Raw genomic sequence first — 26,466 nt, 5'->3', positions numbered from 1 at the left:
AAATAAAGAATCGGCATCATGCCGATTTGGCTTATTTTAGGAATAAGCTCTAAGGGAAACATCGCTCCTGCCGTTCGCCTGTGCCGCGGGAATCAGGCGCGTTTTTTCGGAAACACCGCATTTGCCAGCCGTGCCCGGTCGATGACCTTGCCGACCAGAAAATGCTTGCGGTCCGGAAAAAACAGCACCAGCCTGCCGTCGACGTACTCGAAGCTCGAATACATCGCCAGGTCGCAGCGGTGGTTCAGTTCGATGTTGTCGCTGTCGATCCACGAAAGCGGAGCTGAAAAACGGACCGGCTGCCTGCCTTCGGGATCGAATTTGCCGTATGCCATGCAGATCGGCCGGCGCGTTTCGGTCGCATGCGCGGTCCACGGCCCGTAGTGTCCGTTGTGATTGTGATAGAAAAGCACGTATTCCCCTTCCGACAGCGTGTAGCACGGGCACGGGCTCAGCGGCTGTTCGACAGGTGGAAGGCCGTCGCCGTAGCGCAGCGTCTCCGGTTCGCTCCAGCTTTCGCCGCCGTCCGCGCTGACGCTCCAGGCCGCCGTTCCGGCCACGGTCCGCATGACGGCGAAGAGGCGGCCGTCCGGCAGCTCGTTCAGCGTCGGCTCCTGAATCAGCGAATTTCCGCGCGGATCGTCCGGAATCGGGAAGCGCAGCGATTTCCCGGCGGTCAGCAGCGTCAGCTTCAGGTCCGGAATTTCCGGGTCGTCGTCGAGATTCTCGAACCGCAGGAAATCGACCACGCTCGGCGCGTGAATCCAGTTCCCGTCCGACGGAGTTGCGCGCGCCGGGCTGATCCAGCGCGTGATTCCGGCCAGATAACGGCCGTCGCCGAACCGCAGCGGCTTCTGCCAGGTGATGCAGTTTCCCGGCATCGCCGGATCGGGGCTGTCGTATTCGGAGCGCGGAAAGTCCGGGTATGCTTCGGCCGACCAGCTTTTCCCGTTGTCGTCGCTGTAAATGCCGGCCAGTCTGCCGGTCGTATGCGTGAATACGTCGTTGACGCCGATATGCTTGCTGTACAGCACGTAGATGCGTCCCGACCGGCTGACCAGCGGATATCCCCAGCTGCACATGTCTCTGCCGGTTTCCGGGTCGAACTTCTCTCCGGCGATGATGCGCGGCGCGCTCCAGCTCCGGGCCGAGGCGTCGGATTCCGCGAACACGATGTGCTGGTTGTACTGTCCTTCGTGGCCGGATTGGGTCCAGACTGCGGCGAAGGTGCCGTCCTTTCGGCGGAAGACGAGAAAGTGCTCGTTGCCGGTATCCGGAATCCGTTCATCCGTCCCCTTCGGAACGTAGATCACATAGTCCGGAGAGGTCCGGCCAAGCTCGGGATTCGCCGCAAACAATTCTGTATCCATCGCCTGTGCTCCTTGATTTCAGTTGGCATATCCATTACTGTAAGCGGCTCCGGCGGCAGTTTCAACCCATAATTCCGGATTCCCGGGGATTTTGCTGGAAAAATCGCCCCGGACGTGCTATTTTTAGGGTGAATGTTTTTTTATCAATATTTTTATCCGAAGGAGCCGTTTGCCATGCGGGAAGTCGTTTTTCTGATTCAGACCGCGGACCGGAAAGGGCTGCTGGCCGAGATTTCAGGTTTCTTTTACAGCAGCGGATTCAATATTCTGCAGTGCCGCCAGTATTCCGACGTCCGGACGGAACGCTATTTCATGCGTATCGCGCTCGAACTCCGGCCCGAAGTCACCCGCCGCCGGCTCGAAGAGGAGTTCGCCGGGTTTGCGTCGAAACTCGGGCTCGAATATTCGGTGTTCTATCAGGAGTCGAAGCCGAATGTCGCGATTATGGCCTCCAAGACCTCGCACTGCCTGTACGACCTGCTCATGCACGCCGACGAGGGCGATCTGAACTGCAATATTCCGCTGGTCATCAGCAACCACCCGGATCTCGAATATGTCGCGGACCGGTTCAACATCCCGTATTTCTGCTGCCCGATGGAGAAGGGGAAGAAGGCGGAGCAGGAGGCGAAGGTCATCGACCTCCTGAAGAGCCATCGCATCGACCTCGTGGTCATGGCGCGCTATATGCAGATTCTGTCGGACGACTTCATCGCGCATTTCCCGCTGCGGATCATCAACATCCATCACGCCTTCCTGCCGGCTTTCCAGGGCGGCAACCCGTATGAGCGCGCCTGGGAGCGCGGCGTCAAGATGATCGGCGCGACCGCCCATTATGCGACGGCCGAACTCGACGAAGGGCCGATCATCGAGCAGGATGTCGAGCGCATCAGCCATATGAACCTGCCGGAAGACCTGAAGCGGATCGGCAAGGACATCGAGCGGCGCGTGCTGACCCGGGCCGTGCGCGCCCATCTCGAGCATCGCGTGATCGTCTCCGGCCGCAGGACGATCGTGTTCTCATGAAGAAAACGGAAACACCGGGCCGGATCGGACCGCTCGAATATGCGGCGGGCGGAGTCGTCGGGCTCCTGACGCTGCTGCTGCCGCTCAAGTTCGCGAGTCTCGCGGTCATGCCGGAGGCGACAAGCTTTTTTCCGGGTTACTGGTCGGCTTACATCGACATCACCTGGCCGGCTCACAGCTTCGGGCTTTTCTCCGGCGCGGCGCTCTTTCTGGCGCTCGCCGTTTTCGGGTGGCGCGCCGCATCTCCGCTCCGGTCGCCGTGCGGCCGGACCATGCTGCTCTGGGCGCTCGGGCTTCCGCTGGCGGCGCTGCCCGGACTCATCAACTGCGATACGCCCGATTACGGTATCTGGGAGATTCTGCATCTGGCCGGAGTCGGGGCGTATCTCTGGGCACTGTACCTCGTGCTCGCATGCCGTCCGGAGTGGCGGAAGACGTTCCTCTGGCTGCTGGCCGCCGGGGCCGGCCTGGTGGTTTATTCGGGGCTGCGGCAGTACTTCGTCGGCTTTGCCGAAACGCGCGAGTTCGCCCGGAGGCAGTATGAGGAGGGAATCTTGATCAGCGAAATCCTCCGCATCAAGCTTGAGGACGACCGTGTGTTTGCGACCTTCGCCTCATGCAACGTGCTGGCCGGTTACCTGGTTCTCGTGATTCCTCCGGTCTGCTATACGCTCTGGCGCTTCGGCGACCGGTTCGAGCCGGAGAAGGTGTCGCGTCCGCTGCTGGCCGGGATCGGCGCCGTTTTTCTCGGTGCCGTGCTGCTGCTGACCCGGGGACGCGGCGCGTTGCTTGCCGCCGTGCTGGCCGCCGCCGGTTTCGTGCTGACGCTGCCGATGCGCCGGCTCTGGCGCGCCGGGCTGATTGCGCTTGCCGTTTTCACCATTGCGGGCGGGGTCGTGTTTGCACACTGCGCCGGTCGCGGTTTCGGATCGGTCGCGGAGCGGGTCGATTATCTGAAGACTTCGTTCACGATGGTGATGGAGAAACCGCTGGCAGGGCACGGCTGGGGGGGATTCTTCTACCGTCATATGCAGCTCAAAACCACCGGCACCGACGAAGCGGCGCACGATCCCCACAACATCGTCGCCGCCTTTGCGACGCAGGCGGGGATTCCGGCCGGGCTGCTGGTCGCCTTTGCACTGTTCTATCCGCTGGCGGCGCTCGGGCGGCGGATCTTCCGGAAGGAGGCGGACGGCTTTGCGGTTGCGATCTTCTGGGGAGAGGCTGCGTTTCTTCTGCATGCGCTGATGGATGTGGATCTGCAGATCCCGGCCTGCATGGCGCTGGCCGGGGGGCTTCTGATTGCGGCGCTCGTCGTGCCGCGAACGGCGGACGATGCGGCTTCCGCCGTTGGGTCGAAGAAGTGGCTGCTCTGGCTCCTTCCGGGCGTGCTGCTCGGAGTTGCTGCTCTCGGCGGCAGCTGGTATACGCTGCGGGCCGAACTCGCTTACGACGGCCTGATGAAATACCTGCAGCCGCAGACGCCCGGCGACCTTGAGTTGCGGGTGACGCCGGAGAAGATCGAGCGGGCGCTTCGCGATGCGGTCGCAGCGCGCCCGTATTCGCCGTTCCCGTGGGAGAGCGCCGGAGATTTCTACCTGATGCGGCGCGACTACCGTTCAGCCGAGCGCTGTTTTGCGGAGGCGCAGAAGCGGACGATGGCCCGTCCGTCGACCTACGAGCGGCTTTCGCGCATCGAACGGGTGCGCGGCAACCGTCGCCGGGCGGGTGAACTCCTGCTCGAAGCGTGCCGCCGCTTCCCCGGCAACCCGAAATACACGGACGAGCTCAAAGAACATTACCCCGAGCTCGAGTTCAATCGAAAATAACCGGAATTCCGGCTGCTTCGGCCTGTTCGCCCGGTATGGAGTGAATTACGGCAGGAGCGACTGCCGGTAATCCGGGTCTGATATCCATTCGAAGGGAATGGGATTGATATCGATTCCGATCGGTACGCGCAGGAGCTGTTTATTTACCGGAATCCGGTATACTGCCCCGTTTCCGGTTTCAGATTGTTTCGGATCAGGATGGCGAGTCCCTTCCGTTCCGGTTCCATGTCCGGACTGCCTGGGAACGGTTTTTCCGGATCTTCATATCGGATGCGAAGAGCTTCGGAGAGGTGCTCCGCCACGGCGGCGGGCAGTTTCAAGTCCCGGATCAACTCCGGATGCCTTGCCGGAATTCGAAAATGGTCGTGAACGAAATTCCGGCCCTTCGGCGGGATGCCTGTCCGCAATGCCGTCAAATGCTACGCTTCTTCCTCATGATTCGCCTTCCTGAACAGTTATTTGAAATTGTTTCGTGTGAACTTAAATATAATTATGGGAAATATCGGCGGAAAAGTTAAGGGCCATTAACGCCTTTTGCTGTTTTTCAGAAGGAACGGATTGTTTTTCGCGCAGTTTCCGGTATCGGAGGAAACTTAATATGTTATATATTTGTATTGTGATGTATATAAATATCTTGTTTTCCGGCCGAAGGTATTGCCATTCGCTCCGGTTTCCGGTATAATTAAAATCAGAACAATCGAAGCGGGAGACCGGGATGATACAGAAAGAACTCAACAAAAACGAACTGCTGTTCCGGCAGCTCTACGAGGCGATCCGCTGCGGAGAGATTCCGAACGGTGCGCGTCTGGCGACCGAGCTTGAGCTGGCCGAGCAGTACGGCTGTTCACGCATCACCGTGCGGTCGGGGCTGCGTCAGCTCGAGGAACTCAAGCTGATCCGGCGCGTGCGCGGCAACGGAACCTATGTCAGCAGCGAAGGGGTGCGCTTCTCCGGCCGCCGCAACATCGCAATCGTCGCGGTTGAGGTCCGGGCGAACGACTTCGACGAGGTCGATCCGTATTTCGGACAGCTGATGAGCGGCCTGCTCCGCCACGGCAATATCTACGATTACGCGGCCAACCTGATTACGATGCGGCCGGAGGAGCAGAGCTTCATGGAGGCGTTCGGGCGACAGAACATCAATCTCTCCGACTACGACGGACTCATTTTCGCAAAGCAGCTTTCCGACGAGGAGATCGACGCACTCGAAGGCGGCCGCCGGAATTTCGTCGCGCTGCAGGCCCCCGCCGGCGACCGCGAAATCTCTTACATCACGATCGACAATTTCAACGGAGCCTATGCCGCGACGCGCCATCTGCTCGAACGCGGCTACCGGAATATCGTTTTTCTCCACAAGAGCCTGCAGGAGAAGATCAACTGCGAGAAGGTGGAGGGTTTCCTACAGGCGCTCGACGAGTTCCGACTGACCTCTCCGGAACAACGCCGCCACTATGAGAGCACCCCGTACATCGAGGAGGAGGGGGCCGCCGTCGTCCGCCGGCTGCTCGACGAAGGGCAGAAATTCGATGCGCTGATCGTACACGGCGACTGGGCGACGCTGGGCGCCGTGACCGAACTGAGGGAACACGGCCTTGAAGTACCGCGCGATGTGGCGCTGCTGATGTACGACGACTATTATGCGGTTCAGCGCATGCTGCGGCTTTCGGTCACCGCCATGCGGCAGCCGTTCGGGGAGCAGATCCGGCATGCGCTGCGCATCCTGATGAACCAGCTGGACCACCCGAACCGGCCGCGGACGATTCAGCTGATCCAGCCGTTGCTGATGATCCGGGAAACCACTTAGACAAGTCAACCAACTTTCGGAGGACCCTATGAAAGCACATTTGTTCACCCTGATCGAACTGCTGGTCGTTATCGCGATCATCGCGATTCTCGCGTCGATGCTGCTGCCGGCGCTCTCGAAGGCGCGGGACCGCGCCAAGAGCGCGAACTGCACGAGCAACCTCAAGCAGATCGGGTTTGCCGCAATCACCTACACGGGCGACTATAACGGCCTGACCAATCCGTACTGGGGCGACAGCGTACCGGGCGACCCGAAGAAGGAAACGCCCGAGTACATCATCCTCAAAGCGAACCGCCTGAAGGGGTGGAATATCTATTACGGCATGGGGCGGCTGACCCAGCTGAAGTATCTGGCGGGCGGCAAGGTGTTCGGCTGCCCGTTGCTGACCAACCTGTACGGCGCCGCCGGAAATTTCGACGGCGTGGCAAACTACAAGGACTTTTATGACGTTTCGAAGTACGATCAGAATCTCGGCAGCAAATACCTCTGTTCCGGATACTATTTCGTGCCGTTCGACCTTGAGACGACCTACAGGAGCGGTTTTCCGTCCGACAAGGGGTGGTCGGGGACTTCGTACCGCCTGAACAAGCCGAATCTGCCGATGATCACCGACGATCTTCAGTTCAAGAGCCGGCGCCACACGCCGGTCGGAGTCAACGTCTGCTATCAGGACGGCAGCGTGAAGAGCCAGGTCACCTCCACGCAGTGCGGCTGGCTCTGGTGGGAGATGCGCGATCTCTGGAAAGAGCTTGACCGGAATCGCAGAAAATAGGAGCTTGTCGGCAGATAAGTCCCGAAATACAGGAGGAAACAATCGTATGATCAGACAGATTTCAACGGCCTTTGCCGCCGCGTTCGCTCTCTCCGTTGCCGCATTGCCGCCCGGAGTGGCGGTGGATGAGTCCGGCGCCATGACGCTTGGCGGCCTTTCCGCCGCAGTCAATGTTTACGACAGGGATTGGCGCGTCAGCATTCAGGGGAAAAGTTCGATTGTGCCGGAACCGAGCTACCCGGTCCCTTCGGCGAAGGTCTATGAGCTCAAGGGGACACTCAAGGTGCCGAACAGCGACGGCTTCACGATTCAGCAGTGGGTGAAGGAGGCCGGGCCGGATACCGCGACTTACTCGATGACCATGAAGAATAAAGAGGGCATCCGCTGCCAGGCCGTCGCTTATTCGATTGCGCTCCCCGCCCATCTGTTCGACGGTAAAACGATCGTCGTCAACGGCCGGGAGCGCAAAGTTGAAAACTTCCGGGAGCCGGCATATCACGTGAAGGATCTTGAGATTACGAACGGCGACCGGCGGATTGCGCTGAAGGGCGATTTCACCGTCGTCATTCAGGACAACCGTAAATTTTCGGTTCCGAACTTTTCGCTGCGGCTGCTGTTCGCTCCGCCGTCCGGACTGGTGAAGGAGACGAAACTTGAGTTTTCGGTTTCCGTAACGCCGCTTGCGGTGACGCCGCTTGTGCTGGAGGATGCTTCGGCCGCGAAAGTGACCGGCAGCGAAATGGCGCAGTTGCTGCGGCGGCACGGGACGAACGGCGGCGACTTCACCGTCGGCAGCGTGAAGTTCCGCCTCGGCGATGCGAAGAAGAAAAGCGGCGCCCTGCTGCGGCTCGGGGCGGGGGAAACGGCCGTTCTGCCGCTGGGAGGAGCGAAGGCCTCCGGGCTCTATCTGCTGCAGAACGCGGCCGGTCCCGGCGCCGCTCCTGCCGTCACCGCCGTTTATGCCGACGGCTCCGTTCAGAAATTCGATCTCGCGCCCGGCCGGGAGTTCGGTACGGAGAAACCGCTCAGACGGCTGCCGAACGGGGCGCTGGCCACCTCGGACAACACGACGTTCGACGGCTTCTACTTCTCGTATTTCGCGCTGCGCCCCGGCAGTCTGAAGGAGCTGAAATTGGAAAACGGCGGCACGGACGGCTGGCTTCTTGCCGCGGCCACGCTGGCCGAGGGCGTGACCCGCCCCGAATCCGTTGAAAGCATCTATTACGTCGATGCCGGTGAGGAGTGGGCGCCGATGGAAGCCGTGAAGCCGGTCGTCGCAGGGTCGATCCTCGATTTCTCCGGCATGCTCGACGCGCCGGCCGGAAAGTACGGCTGGATCACGACCGACGAAGCTGGCCATTTCACCGCGGAAAAAGCGGCGGGGAAACGGTTCCGGTTCTATGGCCCGAACCTCTGTTTTTCGGCTCTCTGCCTCGACAAGCCGACTGCTGAAAAGCTGGCCGACGAGCTGGCGCGCCTCGGCTACACATCGGTCCGCTTTCACCACTATGACGATGCGCTGTCGGACCGGAAGGGGGGCGATTCGACCGAACTGCTGCCGGAGAAGCTCGACCGGCTCGACTATCTGTTCTACTGCATGAAGGAGCGCGGCATCTACATCACGCTCGATCTCTACTGCAGCCGCCGCTTCCGCGACGGGGAATTGCCGGAGGCCCCGGTGCGCGACGGTTACGCGATGAAGCAGCTCCTGCCGGTCTACGCCCCCGCTCGGGAGAACTGGAAGAAGTTCGTGCGCAATCTGCTGACCCACCGCAACCCATACACCGGGCTGACCTGGGGCGGAGACCCCGCGCTTTTCGCGGTGTCGCTCTCGAACGAGAACATCACCTTCGGGAACTGGAGCGGCAAGGCGAAACAGCTTTATCTGGACGGCTACAGGGCGTATCTTGAGGAGCGCGGCCTGGCGACGAAGGAGAACCTCGAATCGCGCGGCGGCCTCTTCTACCGCTATCTGGCCGACCTGAATGTCGAAATGATCCGCGACCTGAGCGGTTTCGTCCGCGACGAACTCGGCTACAAGGGGCTGATTACCGAGATCAACTTTCAGCAGAACGCGGCGATTTCGGAGATCCGCGATTCGCTCGCATTTGTCGACAACCACAACTACTGGGATCACCCGAATTCTCTGCCGGGACACGCCTGGAGCTTCCCGTTCCTGCACAACCAGACCAGCGCGCTCAGAACCGCATCGTGGGCGGCGCGCATGCTCATGCCGTCGCGCATCTTCGGCAAGCCGTTCACGGTGACCGAGATCAATTTCGTTTATCCGAACCGGCACCGGGCCGAGTCGGGACCGATCCTCGGCGCTTATGCCGCGCTGCAGGATTGGGACGGGCTCTACCGGTTCGCCTGGGCCCACAACGATACCGGCGTGCGTCACGAGGAGCCGATCAACCGGTTCGACATCGCCGAGGACAGCCTTTCGCAGATCGCGGAACGTGTGACGAATCTGCTGTTCATGCGCGGAGATGTGAAGCCGGCCGCCTCCGGCGTCGGCTGGCCGTACGGCGAGTCGACCTTCCGCGAGATGAATGCGCTCGGCGACAGCAATTTCCCGGTTGATTTCGGCATGCTCGGTTTCTACTGCCGCATCGGGAGCCTTCGCGAAAACCGCGGTTTCCCGGGCGTAAAGCTCATCAAAACGCCGAAGGAGTTCATGAAGGAGCTCTCCCCCGCCGAATTGCAGGCGGTCAGGGAACCGGTCAAGACCAGCGAGACCGGCGAGATCGTCTACGATACCGCGAAGGGGACGCTGCGGATTGTCTCGCCGCGTTCCGAGAGCCTGAGCTTTTTCGACGGCTCCCTTTCCGGGAACGTGCTGCAGATAGCGAACGGCACGCCGACCTTTCAGGTCGTGACCGCGAGCGGCATGGACGGCCGGCCGCTGCGGGAGAGCGGCAGGATTCTGCTCTTCCATCAGAGCGACGTGACGAGCCGCCACATCCGTTACAGTTCGGAGTCGATGAATGCGGTCGAGCATTGGGGGAAGAGGGAGGCGCTGATCCGCCGCGCCTCCGCCGATGTGACGCTGAAGCTCGCTCCGGGCCGCCATACGGTCCGGGCCGTCGGGCTCGACGGAGTGCCGAAGGGGGAGGTCCCCGCGGAATACACGGCGGACGGCCTGAAGTTCCGGATCGACACCGCGAAGTTCGGCGGAACGATGGTCTACCTCATTGAGACGGCTGACTGATCCATGATGCCGCCGGGAATTCCGGCGGTTTTTCCGGTCGTCGCCGGACCGATGCCGGGCCATGCGGCCGAACCGTCAACACGGTGTCATCGCGCCGGCCCGGTGTAGAACACATATTCCGTATCGGGCAGCACGCCGCCGTCGGAGCTGGCAAAGTTTTTATTGACGTTGCGATTCAGCCACAGCCGGTATTCGCTGTCCGGTTTCAGCTGCACTTCTACCGTCAACACGGTGCGGCTGTCGTCACATTCAGCGTCGGATTCGCCCATGCGGCGATCATCAGTCCCACTGCCGGCAATCCGGCAGTCAGCAGTTTTTGCAAAACAGTCAAATGTTCCTCCGTTATTGTATCCCATGGCCATGAAAAGACGCGCCGTCATGCAAAAAACGGCGCAGCACCGGCTATTTTTCCGGGCGGAGCGGACACATGTCCGTCCTCAAGTTTCCGACGTGTTTTTTGCCTCCGGCATTACCGGGTCAGGCGCGCTTTGGCTTCGGCGGCGAATTCCGGCAGGTCGTCGGCGATCAGCCCGGCCTTTCCGGTTTCACCGGCGAGGCCGTGCAGGAAGACGCCGAGCTTCGCCATTTCGAACGGATGCTCCGGATTTCCGGCCAGCAGGGCGCCGATGATCCCGGCCAGCACGTCGCCCGAACCCGCCGTGGCGAGTGCCGCGCAGCCGGAGGTGTTCAGACTCCAGCGCCCCGACGGATCGGCGACGACGGTGTGCGGCCCCTTCAGCACGGTCACGGCGTCGAGCTTCGCCGCAAGCGCCAGCGCGAAGTTCGTGCGATCCTCGAATTGCGGAACACCGAACGCTTCAGCCAGCCGTTTCGCTTCGCCCGGATGCGGCGTGATGACGGTTTTTCCGTGCCGAAGCCAGCGCTGCGGTTCCCGCGCCGCCGTATTCAGCGCGTCGGCGTCCAGCAGCAGCGGCCCCGGGAACTCCTGCAATGCCGACAGAACGGCCGCGCTGCCGCGGCACTGGCTCCAGCCGGAACCGGCCGCCACCGCATCGGACTGCTGCATCATTTCCGCGAGAGCCGGGATCGACTCCTTGTCGAAGCTCCCGGCGGCCGTGTCGACTTCGCGGACGATCAGTGCGCCCGGCAGCGCGGCGTAAGGCCGCACCGGAGTGGCCAGGCGCACGATTCCTGCGCCGGCCCGCAGCGCGGCGCGCGAACAGAGCACGGCCGCTCCGCTGTAATCGGAGGACCCCGCCGCGATCAGCAGACGGCCGCGCAGGTTCTTGTAGGTGTCGTAGGCCGGCCGGTGCAGCAGTTCCTCCGCGTCGGCGGCGAAGAACGCCTCGCCCTCGGACTCCTCCGGCTCCGGCACCCCGATATCGACCAGCCGCAGCCGCCCGGAAGCCGCCGGACCGTCCGCTCGGAAAAGGCCGCATTTCGGGCAGCCGAAGGTGACGGTCAGCTCCGCCCGGATTGCGAGCCCGGAGTCGGCCTTGCCTGTATCGCCGTTGATCCCGGAGGGGAGATCCAGCGCCGCGATCGGGCAGCCGGAACGGTTGGCCGTCTCGATCCAGTTTCGGAACCGGGGGCGCAGTTCGCCGGTAAATCCTGTGCCGAGCAGCCCGTCGATAATCAGGTCGTCCCGGCGGAAATCCCGCCCGGTCAGGCCGTCGCATACCCGGACCTCGATGTTTTCGGGCAGGTCGCGCGCGGCTTCGGCGGCTTCGCCGCGCAGTTCATTCAGCGGACCGGTCGCATAGATTGTCACCGGCAGCCCGAGCCGGGCGGCGACGACCAGCGCGTCTCCGCCGTTGTTGCCGCGGCCGGCCAGAACGACCGCCCGGCCGAATTCACGGCCGCGGGCGAAGGCGCGGATCTCCCGGGCGGCCCCCTCTCCGGCGCGGCGCATCAGTTCGTAGCCCGGCACGCCGGACGCGATGGCCTGCTGTTCGAGCTTCCGCATGGTATCGATTCGAATGATCTTCATAAAAAAACTCCTGTTCGCGTTTGGTTCGGAACAGGAGTAAAATATCATTCGGCGGGCCGGAATTCAAGCGCCGGACTCCGGCTCCTCCTTCTTTCCCGACGGCCGCAGCAGGGTCGAGAGGACGAAAAGCCCGACTCCGATGCAGATCGCGATATCGGCCACATTGAATACGGGCCAGCGGAATTTGTCATACCAGTGAAAATCGAAGAAATCGACGACCGCGCCGCGCCAGATGCGGTCGATCGAATTGCCGACCACCCCGCCGAGTACGAGCAGCAGCGCGAAATAACGCTCGGCGTACCCTTCGGCCAGCCGGCGGAAATACCAGATGACGCCGAGCGTCACCACTCCGGCGACCAGCAGCAGGAACCAGCCGTGGCCGCTCAGAATACTCCAGGCGGCTCCCTCGTTGCGGACGAAGGTCAGCGAAAAGAACGGCTCCCAGACCGGCCGGCTCTCTCCGAGGACAAACTGCCGCTCGACGACGATTTTGGTCCATTGGTCGAGCAGCAGCGCCGCGAGGGAGACTCCCAGCGCCCAGCCCAGCACCGTGCGCTCGCGCCGGGAGTTCGGCTCCATTGTTCCGGAACACCGCTCCGTCACACGCTACCTCATCTGTTCGTGCCGGGATTTGCACTTTACGCAGAAGACCGCGTACGGACGGATCTTGAGACGCCCTTCGGAGATCATCTCCCCGCACTCCTGGCAGCGGCCGTATTCGCCGTCGGCCAGGCGCTGAAGCGCGTCTTCGATCAGCTGGAGCACATTGCCCTCTTCGGTCAGCATCCGCAGCTCCATTTCATGCCGCGAGTTGTCGCTGGAGACGTCGGCCATGTGAGTGGTCACGCCGCGCTTGTCGGCGTTGGTGCAGTCCAGCGCGTCTTCGGCATGGTATTGCATCTGTTTGGTCACGATATCACGGGCATGCATCAGGGCCTCGTAATATTCCTTATCCTTGCCTTCGAAGGCAAGCTCGGTTTTCTTTTTCGCCATGCTTGAACCTCTTATCGCTGAAATGTTATAATCGTGCTCTGCCCCTTTTCCGGAATGCAACCGTTGTCATTCCCCGGGGAATCATAACATACACCTTTTTTATCATTTTTCAATGATGAAACAGGAAAAACTATTCCCGCTAAAGCATTTTCACATATGAATTCAATGACTCAGACCGAAAAACGGACGTGGATGACGTCGCCGTCCTGAATCAGGTACTCTTTCCCTTCGATCCGGAGCTTTCCGGCCGCCTGCGCTTTCGCCCATCCGCCGGCGGCGACCAGATCCTCGTACGAAACCGTCTCCATGCGGATGAAGCCGCGGCAGAGGTCGGTATGGATTTTCCCGGCCGCCTGCGGCGCGGGCGTGCCGCGGGTGACCGTCCAGGCGCGCGACTCCATCGGCCCGGCCGTGAAGAAGGTGATGTAATCGAGCAGCCGGTAGCCGGTGCGGATCACCCGGGCGAGACCGGTCTCTTTGATTCCGAGCTCCTCCATGAACATGGCGGCTTCTTCCTCCTCAAGCTGGCCGAGCTCCTCCTCGAGCTTCGCGCAGACCGGAACGACCTCCATGCCGTGCTTCGCGGCGAATTCGACCAGGGCTTTGGCCTTTTCCGAGGTGCCGAAGTTGCGGAAATTCTCTTCGTCGGTGTTGGCGCAGACGAAAGCCGGCATCATCGACAGGAGCCCGTAGCCCTTCACCCATTCAACCAGTTTCGGATTGTTTTTGTCGTATTCCGGAATCCTGCCGTCGCCGAGCTGCCCGGCCAGCGACTTGATGAGCTCGTATTCGAGCCTGGCGTCGGGATCGTTCGCCCGCGCGAGCTTGTGCGCCTTGTCGCGCCGTTTCTCAAGCGACTCGAGGTCGGCGAGCATGAGCTCGGTCAGGATCACGTCGAGATCGTTCACCGGGTCGATCCTGCCGTCGACATGCACGACGTCGCCGTCCTCGAAGAGCCGCACGACATGGGCGATCGCGTCGACGCTGCGGATATGTCCGAGAAACTGGTTGCCGAGCCCCTGGCCCTGGCTCGCCCCTTTGACCAGTCCGGCGATGTCGATGAATTTCAGCGTGGAGGGGACGATGCGCCCCGATTTTTCGAGATCCGAAAGGACCTGGAGCCGTTCATCCGGCACCGGCACGATGCCGGTATTCGGCTCGATCGTGCAGAACGGGAAGTTGGCCGCTTCGGCGCCCCCCTTGCACAATGCATTGAACAAAGTGGACTTTCCGACATTCGGCAGCCCGACGAATCCGCAGGAAAAGCTCATAATTCACAGTCCGTTGTTGATGAGGGCTCCGCCCCGTCGCTTCCATGATTCATAAAATCAATAATATATCACAACATGACTGCTCTTTCAAGCCGGGTGCGTCGGACTCCCGGCGGACGGGGCATAAAAAAACTTCCGGAAACCCGAAAGCTTCCGGAAGCGGAATCAAATACCGGCGACAGACTCAGTAGTCGCTGGAGACGATCGCGTTCGAATCGTAGACGAAGTCGCCCCAGTTGTGCTGGATGTCGACCACCCATGCCGGGCGCATGATCGGTCCGTAGCCCCAGCCGGCGTCGTTCGGGTCGTCCGGGCAGCCGGGCAGCGGGAACGGGAAGGTCACGATATCGACCACGCCGACGATTTCACGGGCGATCGTATAGCTGACGCCCTTCAGCGGGCCGTAGGTCAGGCCGGCGATGCCGCCCATTTCCTGCGTGACGTCATAACCTTTCATCAGGATTTCGAGGGGACCGAATGCAACGTTGGCGATGCCGCGGCCGAGCTTTTCGACCGGTTTCATGATCCACGGATCGTCAGCCGCCTGGGAGGTCGACGCACCGATCACCATCACAGCAAAAATCGCCGACGCCAGAATTGTCTTACCGAATTTCATTTTGGTTCATCCCTCACAAGTTTAATTTACGGACATAAATCGTCTGTCACGATAACCTTATTCTTCCCAATCCTGAGTGCAATATAATGACTGATTCCACAAAATTCAAGAAAAAAAATCTCATTTTTTCAGTTTAATATCGAAAATACTCCGAAAAGATGCTATTTTATAGGGAAAATATCCAGAAACTTGAACTTATTACAAAACAGGACCGATATGAACTCCGAAAAGAACCGGGAACGGTTTCGCGACCTGACGCTGCTGTCGGCCTCGGAACGCAACTATCCGAACTCCCCCGACGCCGCGCGGCTTGAGGCGTTTGAGAACGTCTACGCCGACCGCGACTACGTCATCGAGTTCGACTGCCCGGAATACACCTCGCTCTGCCCGGTGACCGGCCAGCCGGACTTCGGGCACATCATCGTGCGGTACGTGCCGGACAAAAAGTGCATCGAGAGCAAATCGCTGAAACTCTACTTGTATTCGTTCCGCAATACGAATACCTTCCACGAGGAGTCGGTCAACACGATTCTCGACGCCGTGGTGAAAACCTGTTCGCCGCGCCGGGCCGAGGTCATCGGCCGGTTCCGTCCGCGCGGCGGCATCGCGATCAATGTCAAAGCAACCTACGGAGATAAAATCGATGAGTAGTTTCAAACGTCTTGCCAACGGGTCGGTTACGACTCCGCGCGGTTTCCGGGCCGCCGGCGTCACGGCCGGCTTCAAGCGGAGCGGCGCTCCCGATTTCGCGATGCTCGTCAGCGACGTGCCGGCCAACTTCGCCGGAGCTTTCACTAGCTGCACTTTTGCGGCCGCTCCGGTTCAGGTCTGCCGCAAGCGCGTGCTGTTCTGCGACACGATCCGCGCGGCGGTCATCAACTCCGGCAACGCGAACGCCTGCACCGGGGACACCGGCATTTCGAATGCCGAAGCCACCTGCGTGCTGGCCGCCAACAAACTCGGCATCAACTCGAACGAGGTGGTGGTCTCCTCCACCGGCCGGATCGGCACCCAGCTGCCGATGGATACGGTCAAGAAGGGGATCGAGCTTGCGGTCGCGTCGCTTTCGGAGGAGGGCGGCGAGCTCGCCGCGCAGGCGATCATGACCACCGACACCGTGCCGAAGTCGATCGCGGTCGAGCTCGAACTTGACGGCGTCGTCTGCAGCATCGGTGCGATGACCAAGGGGGCCGGCATGATCGACCCGTCGCTGAAAGTTCCGCACGCGACGATGCTCTGCTACATCACGACCGACGTGAAGATTTCGAATGCGCTGCTTTCCGACATGATCGAGGAGAACGTCGCGCAGTCGTTCAACCGGATCACCATCGACGGCGACATGAGCACGAACGACACGGTCATCGCCATGGCGAACGGCCTCTCCGGCGTCGAAATCCGGCCGGATACGCCGCAGGCCGCGACCTTCCGCGAGGCGCTGCTCGCCGTCATGCAGCAGCTCGCCCGCGAGATGGTCATGGACGGCGAGGGGGTGACGAAGTTCGTTCACGTCGAGGTGTTCAACGCGCGCAGCACGGAAGATGCGAAACTCTGCGCGGAGTCGGTCGCGAATTCGCTGCTCTGCAAGACCGCCTGGTTCGGCGGCGACCCGAACTGGGGCCGCGTTGTCGCGGCACTCGGCTATTCCGGCGCGAAGTTCAAGCCGGAGAAGGTCGATGTCTTTTACGACGGCGTTCCGGTCGTGCGGGAGGGCGGAGACGCCGGCACTCCCGAATCGGATCTCGTCGATATCGTCCGGAAACGGGAATTCACCGTCTCGGTCGACCTGCACGACGGTGACGAAAGCTACTGGGTCTGGACCAACGACATCTCCTACGAGTATGTCAAAATCAACGCGGATTACCACACCTAAAATTCAGGGTATCATACATGAAAAGATCTGATGTCAAAGTATTGATCATCACCGGATTCGGGCTGAACTGCGAGCGTGAGACCGCCGCGGCGTGCAGGCTGGTCGGCGCGACTCCCGAACTGGTTCACCTCAACGACCTGATCGCCGGGAAACATACGCTCGGCGAATATCAGTTCCTGATCTTCATCGGCGGCTTCGCGTTCGGCGATCATCTCGGCTCCGGGACGATCTTTGCGAACCGCGTCAAGTTCAGACTGCGCGACCAGCTCGAGAAGTTCATTGCGGACGGCAAACTGGTGATGGGCGTCTGCAACGGTTTCCAGACATTGACCCGCCTCGGCATGGTCCCGGCGCTCGACGGCGACTATTTCACGCAGACCGCGGCGCTGGCCCACAATGATTCGGGGGTCTTCCGCGACGACTGGTGCATCCTGAAGGCCGACCCGGCATCGCCCTGCGTGTTCACGAAGGGGATCGACAAGATCCGCCTGCCGCTGCGCCATGGAGAGGGCAAGTTCGTCGTTGACGACGCGGTTCTCGGGGAGATCGAGGCGCGTCACCTGGCCGCGGTGCGTTATGTGAATCAGGACGGCACGCCGGCGACCGAATTCCCCGCGAATCCGAACGGCTCGCTGAATTCCATCGCCGGCATCTGCGATCCGACCGGCCGCGTTTTCGGCCTGATGCCGCATCCGGAGGCGTTTCTGTCGCCCTACAACTCCCCGACCTGGACGTTCGACAAGGCGGCGGGCAAGCTGCCGCGCGAAGGCGAAGGCGTGGTGTTTTTCCGCAATGCGGTCGATTATATCGCCGACCATTTCTGAGAAATCGACACGACGGCGCCTCCCGTTTCATTTGAAGCGGGAGGCGCTGTTTTTTCCGTGGGACCTGACTTTCCGGTCAGATTTTCCGGCGCATCGCGCGGAACTGGGTCGGGGAGACGCCCTTCAGCCGTTTGAAGAAGGTCGAGAAATAGAATTCGCTGCTGAATTTCAGCTCCGAAGCGATCTCGCGCACCGGCAGTTCGCTGTGCAGCAGATAACGCTCCGAGATGGCGACCAGCTCGTTCATGATGAAGGTTTTGAGCGGAACCTCGAAGTCGTTGGAGAAATGGCGCGAGAAGGTGTCCCGCTTGACGCCCGCTTCCCGCGCGATCTCCTCCACCCCCATGTCGGCGCTGATGTTGCTGTGAATGTACTGCAGAACCTTGCCGTATTTTTCATGCAGGCTGGTCAGCTTTTCAAGCCGTTTCGAATCGGGTTCCCTGATGCCGGAGAGCAGCTTCCAGATCAGGGATTCGAACCGGCAGAATGCGTCCCAGTCCGGCGATTTCGCCATGACGCAGGCGAACTCCTTCAGCCGGTCCGGATCAAGCGTCAGCTCCTGGCAGCGGGTTTCACCGTCGAAGACGTCGACGCCCGGCAGGATATAAAGCTGGAAATGCAAACTCAGCAGACTGATGCCGGGCTGGAAATCATAAGAGAGCTCCACCCTGGGCGGAATGAAATACGCATAGCCGGGCCGCAGCTCGTATTCCTGGTTCGCGGTATGGTTGATCATGCGGCCGCCGCCTTCGAGCATCAGGAAGCAGCGGTTGAACGAAAAAGAGTTCTTTCCCTTCCATACGAAACGCGCGTTGGCAAGTTCCAGCAGCCGCAGTTCCAGGAGCGAATGATAGTCCCGCAAAAGGGAATAGCTGAACTTGTCCTTATTATTATATATTGCACCCATTTCTGTTTTCCCTGTTTTAATCGTTATCGGATACCGAGGACAATATAATGAATACAATTCGCAAATACAAGTCGAAAAACCGGACAATTATGAAAATGTGACAATAATTTTATCGAGTGAATCTGTTTGGACTTATAATAATAAACGGCGGAAAGGCGCTTTCGTGCGCTCGGATCGTTCCGGCTGAGGAATTCCGGCCGCGGGCTTTTCCGGCGGCGGCGGTCCGATGTACCGGAAACCGCAAACGTCCATCATGTTTCATGCTTCGCGGCTCCCGTGTTTTCAAAAATTTCCGAAGCGGCTGTTTTGAAAAACGGCCCGGAATTCCGTTCTGTCCGGAGAGGGAATGTCGAAGATCAATAAAATTATCTATTCATTAAGTTTATTTTCGGGTGCTCCGGACGATTACCGCAAAAGTGAAGTGAAAACAGATGGTTTATGCGAATAATAAGAGTATTGATTTCGAGAGATGGTTTCGCGGGGAACCGGGAACGACGATTCTGCGGCATGGATCGGTGACGGGAGGCTGTCTTACATCGATTTCATTGTGCCGGGAGACTGGGAGGCCGGCGGAATGAAAATCCGGCTCCGAATCTGTCCGGCTGGAACGGAGAATATCCGGCTTCGTGCCGCGCGGCACGGCCGATGAAATCCGGAAGAGCGCCCGACCTGGAGTTTGTTCCAGTCGAACATTTGTCTGCAAATTTGTGGGAAGCTCCGTCAAGCCAGATGCCGGCTTTGATTTCCAGGCAATTTTTCGTAAAATTCGAATGACGAGCCTCCGTCTTCAAAGATTCCATGGAACCGGTCATTTCCGTAACAGGCGGCAAAGCCCTCCCGGTACGGTTGGATTCCGGCGCGGCGAAGAATCTCCCGGAACTCGAACTTGCTAAGAAGCGGTACTGCAACCCGGAGCGTCAGGCGTCCATTCCGCCGGCATTCGGCTGCGGCGGGAGTTCCGTCCGAGTAGCGTGCCAGAACTGTAATATCTTCGGAATCGGAGACATCTATGCCGAACATCGGATATTCATGTTCTTCGCTCAGAAACCGCCGCTCCGGCAAATTCCCGAATTTGATTCCGAACTCCGGCGGCGGCGTAAAGGCCTTCAAAGGCAAGCCGGATGGATCGTCGCCGTGAACCCGGCCTGAAGCGTACATCCAGAGAATCGGTGTTTCCGCAGCAACTCCTTTTGCCAATATTGCCGCCGCATCGGAATCCGGTTCAAAGGAATTCAGAATGATCACAAGACGATAGCGGTCCAGCGGCAAGGAGTTCAGATCGGAAGTGCGGTAATGGTCGATTGTCACCGCGCACAGTTGAAGCTCGGCCGGCGTTTCCTGCATCAGATCGCGGTGCAGATCGAAACTGGGACGATGATACAGAAACGCCTCGTCGCTGGACAGTATCAGCACCTGTGCCGGGAAATGCGGCACAGAACGTTTCCGCAGGCGGCGCGCCAGTTTTTCGAGCTTGCCGATTTCCGCCGCGATCTCCGGGGAATCGAACCAGCCGCCGCCCAGATCCATCCACCAGAAATTATTGTCATACATCAGGCATCGGGCGAATTCGCGCCACAATAGATAGCGGGTTTCCGGCCAGTTGGCGGCACGGGGTTTTTCCTGCGCCAGATGGGTACGCAGATCCAGTTCGTCCAGAAAGAGCTTGCGGCGGGTGATCGACTGGGCGCAAACCTGTTCGCCGCCGGGTTCCCCGACCCCCCGGCGGTAATATCCGGCCGGAGCACAGAGAAAATCAATCCACGGAGAATTCAAAACCCTGTCATAGGCGCAGTGACCGGCATAGGCCGCCCGGGGCAGCGTCAGGTAATATCCATAAAAACCTCCCGCCGGCCTGTCATCGGCTGTTTTGGCTGCCCGGCAGAGAATTTCAAGGGATTCCGCATCTTTTTCGCAAAGAAAACGGTCATAGTCGATGCAGATTTGAGCCGCGGGAGAGGTTCGGAAAAATTCTTCGGCATTCCGGGTGCCGCCCTGCCGCAGGGACGGCGGCGGCGGTTCGATGTTCTCCCGGGTCAATTCCGGCAGCAGCCAGGTTTCGCGCATTTTTTTCAGCGATCCGTAACACTTCATCCCCCAGTCGAAAAATGCTTTGCGATGGGAGATCCCGAAGTCGCCCGTTCTCATCACCGGCTGATTGAAGCCGCCCCACAACGCGGTTTCGCCGCAGTTGCCGTAAGCGATGTGCCAGCCGATAATCATATCGTGCCACGGCGTTGCCTGAACGTGGCGGATCAGCCGGATCAGGGCGTCAACCGCATCCCGCCGCCAGACTTCGGAGGAAAAACTCTGATTGGCAATGAGACCATTGCGGTTGGGGCGGTCATCGCGGTAATTGATGGCGTAGTAGCCGTCGCCGTCGTAGCCCAGAATATCCTGACGCAGACCTCCGGCGAGATTCCGGATCCCTTCCCGGTCCCGGGGACCGTCGAAGTAGACACAGAGCTCCTCCGGGTGGTTTTTCCCCCAGTCCAGCGGAGCATTGAACTTGACGCGGGGCAGATAGCGCACTCCCGGCCCCAGCGAGGCAATTGCGGACAGCACCCGGTCGGTTTCGGCATAATCGAATTTTCCGTCACCGATCCAGCCGGAAAATAACAGCGAAGAGTGGAGCTTCACACCGCGGGCGAACATCTCGCGGTGGTAGCGGAGCATCCTTTCGGTGTCGTAGAAACGGATCAGTTCGCCGTTTGCATCAAAACGCGGCGGATCGTAGGTGAAACCCAGCTTCGAAAAGAAGGCCGAATTGGAAGCAAGCACCTTCCATCCGGTTCGCTGCCGGGAGTGAATGTCGTCATCCATCGGCTTCATAAACGATTTCCTTTTCAGTTGTTTTATTCCGCAGTCAGTTCGTAAACGCAGACGGCCTGATCGCCAACGAAATTTCTGGCGAGGAACGAGATTCCGCCGTCGCCGCCGGGGGTCGTCGAAACCGGGAAGAGACGCTTCCCGGCGGTGGTGCAGGCGTAGAGCTTCATTCCGGCTCCGCCTTTCAGCGTGATCTCGGCACTGCCGCGTCTCATCAGCATGGTATCCGTCCCCCAGTCATCGACAATGGACATGCCGCGGTCAAGAAAGCGCATCCCGTCGCCCTTCAGGTCGGTCAGGTGACAGATGAAGATCCGGCGGCTTTCCGTCAGCGGCCTGTTGTCCCGGGCGGCAATCAGTACGGCGCCGAATGCCTCCTGAATTTTCACCCGGGCAAATTTGCCGTGGAATTCCGTTCCGGCATCACCGAGAACCGCTTCACTCCTGCCGGTTGCAACCTTGAGGCTTCTTTGCGTGGAAACCAGCTCAATCTCGCCGGTTTCCGAGGTGAACCGGCCTTTTTTCAAATCGATGAGCCGTGCAGGGATAATATTGCCTGCCGCCATAGCCGTCAACACATCTGAAGCAAAATGTCCGGAAAATACCGGTTTCCCATCGATATCCGGCATGGCTTCGGGGGCGATGAATGCACGGGTTCCCGCCGGGATTGGACTCCCTTGAACCAGCATGCCGGTTTTCACCAGCAGCCCGAGCCGCTGCATGACTTCGGGGAATCTCCGCCAGCCGGGATTTTCGGGCAGCACTTTGGGAACCTGCATCGGGATTGCCGTTGTCGCGGAACGCACGTCCCCGCGCAGGAAAAAACAGCTTCCGGCTCGCATTGCCAGCAGCTGCAGGGGATCGTTGCAGAACCCGAATCCGCCCATTTTGCTGCGATCCGCCACGATTCCCCATTCAAAGCGGCAGAAGCCCGCATAATTCTGGAGTGCGCCATATGCTCCGGTCAGAAATGCGCCTTCGACATTATAGGGGTTGGGATCAACGAAATTCCATTCCGTGATGGTGTAGGGCACTCCGAACATCCTGGCGGGGAACATCACGTTGAGTCCGCCGGCAAACGCTCCCGCGGCACTGGCGGCGGTGATGGCCACCGGCGGCTGCCAAAGTTTCCTGAGATAGGTGGGATGCCCCCAGTACATGTGGTTATCGGCAAATTCCAGATCATTCCGCATGATGCCGATGCGCGGGTCGCAACCCACGTTGAGGTCGGTGAGCGGAATCTTGATCCCGAGTTTCCGAACTTCCTCCGCCAGCTCCGCCACACTGGTGCGGGTCTTCTCCATGACGAAGCGCTCCCGGAGCGTGTTCCGGTTATCGGGGGTGACATCGAGCTTGTGTTCTGCGGCGTACGCCGCAAATTGCCGATCGACGATTTTCTGCAGAAGCGGACTGCGTTCCACCGAATCCGGGAGCATGGTTTCGTTGATCAACCCGATGAACGCAAAAGCCGGATCGTCTTTCCAGGCCAGATTGGTGTAGGGATTGACCGGCTCCACCAGGGATTTGGTGAAGGCCAGAAAATCTTCCCGCACCCTGGAATCAAAAAGAACCAGCGCCTTGTATTCCAGGGGCGTCAGGCGGCGGTCGGGGTACCCGAACTCCTTGCCGTTCACAAAACGGTAGGTGTACAAATCCAGTGTCAGATAGATGCCGCGTTTCCTGCAGGCGGCAACGAGATAATCGATCCGGTCGCGCCGTTCCATGAAGTCTGCGATTTTGCAATATGTTCCGGCCGCATATTCCTGATCGAAGTGATGCAGCCGCACGATATTCATACCGGCAGCGGCGATCCGGTCAACCATTCGGTCTGTTTCCGCATGACTCAGGAAGTTGGCAAGGAAGGTCAGGTTGGTTCCCCAGAACCGCACCGGGATTCCCGGCCGGTCCGTGAATTCGAAATGATCGCCGTTGACACGGCAGAAACCGTATTTTCCCGCCGGTGCATCGAGAAGATTCGAAAAGTCGGCGATGGAACCCGGAATAACGTCATTGTCCTGCTCAATGGCTCCCCAGACGGCGTTGGCTCTGATCTCGATGGGGCCGGCCAGTTCGGGTTTCATTTCCGTTTTGGCGATGGAGGCCGCAACGATCATCCAGACCGTGCCGCGGCTTCGGAAGCACAGCTCCTTCACCGGCTGGTTTTTCAGCGGGATTCCGGTGGCGTACAGGCCGATATTGGAAGTCGCATTCATATTTTCCCAGACGACGACGCCGTTTTTCAGCGGGGAGGGGAACCAGAAATTACCGGTGTCGATGCCGTTGTGCAATTCCACCCGTTGACAGGAGTTGTCGTCGTAAACGATTTCGATTTCACCGCAGACCTGATTCCGGGCCGGAGGCCACGCAAGGCCGTTGAGGAGGAAGAGCGTCCGCCCCTGTCCGTTGACCTTGACTCTGGCTTCTGCGGGGAAATATTCCCGCTGCCGGCCGCGAAGCGCGATGCAGGATCTGCCCTGATTTTTTTCCGGGTCGACGATCCGGAATGTGATTCCGCCCATGGATTGAGCGCCGGGCTTCATCATGGCAAGGTCGTTGTCGGGGCCCTGATCGGTCCAGCCGCCCTTTTGGTCATCTGCGCATTCATCCTTGAATCCCATGTTCATTGCCGATGACAGGTCCAGCGGAATCACTTCATACGGGCACATTTCAAACGAGAATGCGGCTTCGGCATGGCGGATGCCGCCATTCATTTCCGGCAGGAAACAGAGTCGCAGCTGGGCATTATTTTCCCCGTATTTGCGGTTGTCCTGCCACATCGCCGAGAATCTTCCGCGAATCACAAGGATTCCCGACGGCAGCGGCAGTTCCAGTGTGTTAAGTTTCCTGGTTTCGGTCCAGATCTGAAAGCGTTTCTCGTCAAACGCCTCGGGAATCGCAAATGGTTTTCCGTTGTATTTCGGCATACGCTTCAGAAGCGTATCCGCGGGAAACGTGGCGCAGAGAGCGACCATGGCGGTCGGCACCGGGGTATCGGAGTCCAGCTCATATTCCACATCAAGCCGATTGGGAGCCGGGGATTGCACGGTTTCCGCATAGCGGAATGCGCCGCCGGCGACGTTGAAGGTTCCGGTGCGCCGAATGCCTTTGCCGCTGATATTGTCGCCGCCTTCGCCGGAAAGGATGACGCTGCGATTGTTCTGAAGCGTGCCGCTCCAGGATTTATTCCAGTGAACGATCCTGAAATCGCTGTCGCCGGCGTGGATGACTCCATCGGCATCGCGGGTGACCGCCATTTGCGGAGCGGCCGGCAGAAGATTTCCGATTGCCAGCACAACGGCAAGGACAGGGTAGCGGAAATTCATTTTCAGAAGCGGTCCCATTTGGATTCTCCCTGCCTGGTGACGCAAGGTGTCGGCAGCCAGGTCGCCGCCTTGGCGCGGAACACTGCGCCGTCCACATCGGCCATGGCCGTCTGCACTCCGGCGATTCCGGGTTTGGAGAGCTTTGCCGATATCACATGGCCGTCGACCCACAGCGCATTGATGGTCTGGCTATTGTTGTGTCCGGGATAGACCTGGCCGCTGTATGGATTGGTATTTACCGCGATATAACCGGTCGTAATGCAGTAACCGGTATCCTCAATGGAGGCTGTGCTTCCTCTCCGCGCTTCAATTTGCAGAATGGTATCCGACGGCTTGCGGATCTGCGTGACTTTGCCGTCACTTAAAAAACGGTAGTTGAACGCATACTGGGTCCCCAGAGAAAAGTTGTTGGAGGTCCAGTTTGCAATATCGGTCTGCTGAGTTCCACTGACCCACGCGCTGTTCCTCTGGTTCGGGCAGGCGAATGTGGGAACTGACAGCATTCCCGCCATGTAAAACGCATGTCCCCAAGTCTGTGTCTGGGCTATGAAATAATCGTCGTTGCCGGATTGATACGCGGCCCAGCTCAGACCGTGCTGTTTCAGGTTGTTGGTGCAGGAAATGGTTTTGGCACGCTCGCGCGCCTGGTTCAGGGCCGGCAGCAGCATGGAGGCAAGAATGGCGATGATCGCAATCACGACTAACAATTCAATCAATGTAAAAATGGAACGTTGCGAGGCGGGAACCGGATGTTTCATGATGAATTCCTCTTGTGATTCAGCCCTTGTAACCTTTTTGATACCCATGAAGCAGCAACCTCCTTTGTATGCGGTTCTATTTCGCAGGGCGCAATGCATCCCCGATCCGTGACACGGACTCCCGGATAATGAGTTCGTTCTCGAAAATCACCGGTTCCGCCGGTTCGCGGTCTCCGGCCAGAATTTTATCCAGACGTGTCATGATTTCAGCGATCATCCGCGCAAACGGCTGACGCACCGCGGTAATCGGAGGAATGGTCTGGTCTAATACGCCCGGCAAATCTTCCATAATCACCGACATCTCGTCAGGAATCCGTACTTTCATGACATGCCCGAGCAAATAAGGAATCCGCATTTCATCTTCAGAGAACACCACAAGTCCGGTGACATTGTCCGCCCGGGCGCGAAGCAGAATATTATCAATTGGTTCTGCGTCGGTATACGCGATCCGGTCAGCGCGCAATCCGAATCTTTCGAGGGTTTCCCGGAATGCGGCGATCCGTTCCAGCATCCCCCAGTCCCCGATGCCGCCGACCGCTTTTTTATAGCAGATCATCATGATGTTCCGGTGTCCCATGGTCAGCAGATATTCGGTCGCGATCCGGGCACTTTGGCGGTGATCAGAGTGAATTTCATATAAACAGCTTGCGGCCAAAGGATTATTCAATGAAATTACCGGCGCCGGATATTCCGACATCAAACGGTTGACGCTCTCATCGTATGCCAGTGAAATAATCGCATCAAAATGATCATCGAGTCCCCAGTCCTCGAGTTCTCCGTTCAGCAGGCGAATCACGCAATCGCGTTTCACCAATTCCAGCATCGTCAGGCGAAGCAATTGCGAAATATAACTCGTCAGTTTGGCTCCGGACAGATTGGAAACCAGTATCCCTATTTGCGGCACTCGTTTCCGCGCGATGAATTTCATCTCGCGCATTGCGGCCAGAATCCGGGCTCGCGTATCCGGATTGACCCGGGTGGAATTCGTCAGTACCCGGGACACCGTGCTCGGCGAACAACCGGCCTTTTTGGCAACGGTATAAATACTTTGTGAATCGCGGCTCATATCACTTTCATCCAACTTTTGGGAATTGTTTCATTGCATATGAAATTTGTTT

Annotated in this window: 20 protein-coding genes; 8 read left to right on the top strand and 12 right to left on the bottom strand. The window is 59.3% G+C overall.

Annotation, left to right across the window (positions count from 1 at the left end):
• Positions 1 to 92: 92 nt before the first annotated feature.
• Positions 93 to 1,370, bottom strand: a complete 1,278-nt coding sequence (locus FYJ85_RS01375) for a sialidase family protein (RefSeq protein WP_154416753.1) — start codon at positions 1,368 to 1,370, stop codon at positions 93 to 95.
• A 174-nt stretch (positions 1,371 to 1,544) separates the two neighbouring features.
• Here FYJ85_RS01375 and purU point away from each other — a divergent pair, with 174 nt between their 5' ends.
• The 5 genes from purU (at position 1,545) to FYJ85_RS01350 (ending at position 10,009) form a co-directional block, all read left to right on the top strand.
• A complete protein-coding gene (gene purU / locus FYJ85_RS01370) occupies positions 1,545 to 2,393 on the top strand; it encodes a formyltetrahydrofolate deformylase (RefSeq protein ID WP_106055703.1) in 849 nt (282 codons plus the stop codon).
• The gene (locus FYJ85_RS01365) at positions 2,390 to 4,222 is read left to right on the top strand and encodes an O-antigen ligase family protein (protein ID WP_154416752.1); all 1,833 of its coding nucleotides are present in this window, start codon (positions 2,390 to 2,392) and stop codon (positions 4,220 to 4,222) included. Before purU ends, FYJ85_RS01365 begins: the two co-directional genes overlap by 4 nt.
• Positions 4,223 to 4,937: 715 nt before the next feature.
• Positions 4,938 to 6,026 (top strand): substrate-binding domain-containing protein, encoded by a 1,089-nt coding sequence (locus FYJ85_RS01360; protein ID WP_106053215.1) that lies wholly within the window; start codon positions 4,938 to 4,940, stop codon positions 6,024 to 6,026.
• A 28-nt stretch (positions 6,027 to 6,054) separates the two neighbouring features.
• On the top strand, positions 6,055 to 6,798 hold the full coding sequence (locus FYJ85_RS01355; protein WP_154416751.1) for a type II secretion system protein: 744 nt from the start codon (positions 6,055 to 6,057) through the stop codon (positions 6,796 to 6,798).
• Positions 6,799 to 6,844: 46 nt separating this feature from the next.
• Positions 6,845 to 10,009: a glycoside hydrolase 5 family protein gene (locus FYJ85_RS01350; protein WP_154416750.1), complete on the top strand. Its 3,165-nt coding sequence runs from the start codon at positions 6,845 to 6,847 to the stop codon at positions 10,007 to 10,009.
• Between the two features lie 86 nt (positions 10,010 to 10,095).
• Here FYJ85_RS01350 and FYJ85_RS01345 read toward each other — a convergent pair whose 3' ends face one another.
• The 6 genes from FYJ85_RS01345 to FYJ85_RS01320 form a co-directional block, all read right to left on the bottom strand.
• A complete protein-coding gene (locus FYJ85_RS01345) occupies positions 10,096 to 10,371 on the bottom strand; it encodes a hypothetical protein (protein ID WP_154416749.1) in 276 nt (91 codons plus the stop codon).
• 107 nt (positions 10,372 to 10,478) lie between these two features.
• Positions 10,479 to 11,960 carry an NAD(P)H-hydrate dehydratase gene (locus FYJ85_RS01340; RefSeq protein ID WP_206212914.1) on the bottom strand — a complete coding sequence of 494 codons (1,482 nt, stop codon included), beginning with the start codon at positions 11,958 to 11,960 and terminating at the stop codon, positions 10,479 to 10,481.
• Between the two features lie 63 nt (positions 11,961 to 12,023).
• Positions 12,024 to 12,539, bottom strand: coding sequence for a signal peptidase II (gene lspA, locus FYJ85_RS01335; RefSeq protein ID WP_154416747.1), 516 nt, complete (start codon positions 12,537 to 12,539; stop codon positions 12,024 to 12,026).
• A 27-nt stretch (positions 12,540 to 12,566) separates the two neighbouring features.
• The gene (locus FYJ85_RS01330; protein ID WP_106053210.1) at positions 12,567 to 12,953 is read right to left on the bottom strand and encodes a TraR/DksA family transcriptional regulator; all 387 of its coding nucleotides are present in this window, start codon (positions 12,951 to 12,953) and stop codon (positions 12,567 to 12,569) included.
• Positions 12,954 to 13,123: 170 nt separating this feature from the next.
• Positions 13,124 to 14,224, bottom strand: a complete 1,101-nt coding sequence (gene ychF / locus FYJ85_RS01325; RefSeq protein ID WP_106053209.1) for a redox-regulated ATPase YchF — start codon at positions 14,222 to 14,224, stop codon at positions 13,124 to 13,126.
• A gap of 184 nt (positions 14,225 to 14,408) precedes the next feature.
• A complete protein-coding gene (locus tag FYJ85_RS01320; protein WP_106053208.1) occupies positions 14,409 to 14,840 on the bottom strand; it encodes an exosortase system-associated protein, TIGR04073 family in 432 nt (143 codons plus the stop codon).
• Between the two features lie 216 nt (positions 14,841 to 15,056).
• Here FYJ85_RS01320 and queF point away from each other — a divergent pair, with 216 nt between their 5' ends.
• The 3 genes from queF to FYJ85_RS01305 are packed head-to-tail and all read left to right on the top strand — an operon-like array spanning position 15,057 to position 17,534.
• Positions 15,057 to 15,491 (top strand): preQ(1) synthase, encoded by a 435-nt coding sequence (gene queF, locus FYJ85_RS01315; RefSeq protein WP_106053207.1) that lies wholly within the window; start codon positions 15,057 to 15,059, stop codon positions 15,489 to 15,491.
• Positions 15,484 to 16,710, top strand: a complete 1,227-nt coding sequence (gene argJ, locus FYJ85_RS01310) for a bifunctional glutamate N-acetyltransferase/amino-acid acetyltransferase ArgJ (protein ID WP_158703932.1) — start codon at positions 15,484 to 15,486, stop codon at positions 16,708 to 16,710. Before queF ends, argJ begins: the two co-directional genes overlap by 8 nt.
• A gap of 17 nt (positions 16,711 to 16,727) precedes the next feature.
• On the top strand, positions 16,728 to 17,534 hold the full coding sequence (locus FYJ85_RS01305) for a phosphoribosylformylglycinamidine synthase subunit PurQ (RefSeq protein WP_154416746.1): 807 nt from the start codon (positions 16,728 to 16,730) through the stop codon (positions 17,532 to 17,534).
• A 76-nt stretch (positions 17,535 to 17,610) separates the two neighbouring features.
• On the opposite strand, the gene FYJ85_RS01300 is transcribed toward FYJ85_RS01305, so the two are convergent.
• From FYJ85_RS01300 to FYJ85_RS01280, 5 genes are all read right to left on the bottom strand, one after another.
• Positions 17,611 to 18,441, bottom strand: coding sequence for a helix-turn-helix domain-containing protein (locus tag FYJ85_RS01300; protein ID WP_154416745.1), 831 nt, complete (start codon positions 18,439 to 18,441; stop codon positions 17,611 to 17,613).
• Between the two features lie 720 nt (positions 18,442 to 19,161).
• Positions 19,162 to 21,270, bottom strand: coding sequence for a hypothetical protein (locus FYJ85_RS01295; protein ID WP_154416744.1), 2,109 nt, complete (start codon positions 21,268 to 21,270; stop codon positions 19,162 to 19,164).
• A 23-nt stretch (positions 21,271 to 21,293) separates the two neighbouring features.
• Complete coding sequence (locus tag FYJ85_RS01290) at positions 21,294 to 24,608, bottom strand: glycoside hydrolase family 5 protein (RefSeq protein ID WP_154416743.1); 3,315 nt, start codon at positions 24,606 to 24,608, stop codon at positions 21,294 to 21,296.
• Positions 24,593 to 25,396 carry a type II secretion system protein gene (locus FYJ85_RS22890; RefSeq protein ID WP_206212913.1) on the bottom strand — a complete coding sequence of 268 codons (804 nt, stop codon included), beginning with the start codon at positions 25,394 to 25,396 and terminating at the stop codon, positions 24,593 to 24,595. Before FYJ85_RS22890 ends, FYJ85_RS01290 begins: the two co-directional genes overlap by 16 nt.
• Before the next feature lie 28 nt (positions 25,397 to 25,424).
• Positions 25,425 to 26,414, bottom strand: coding sequence for a LacI family DNA-binding transcriptional regulator (locus FYJ85_RS01280; RefSeq protein ID WP_154416742.1), 990 nt, complete (start codon positions 26,412 to 26,414; stop codon positions 25,425 to 25,427).
• Positions 26,415 to 26,466: the final 52 nt, after the last annotated feature.

Source organism: Victivallis lenta (genome assembly GCF_009695545.1).
Classification (GTDB): Bacteria; Verrucomicrobiota; Lentisphaeria; order Victivallales; family Victivallaceae; genus Victivallis; species Victivallis lenta.
The sequence above is the reverse complement of the archived record's forward strand: the minus strand, read 5'-3'. Positions and strand labels throughout refer to the sequence as shown.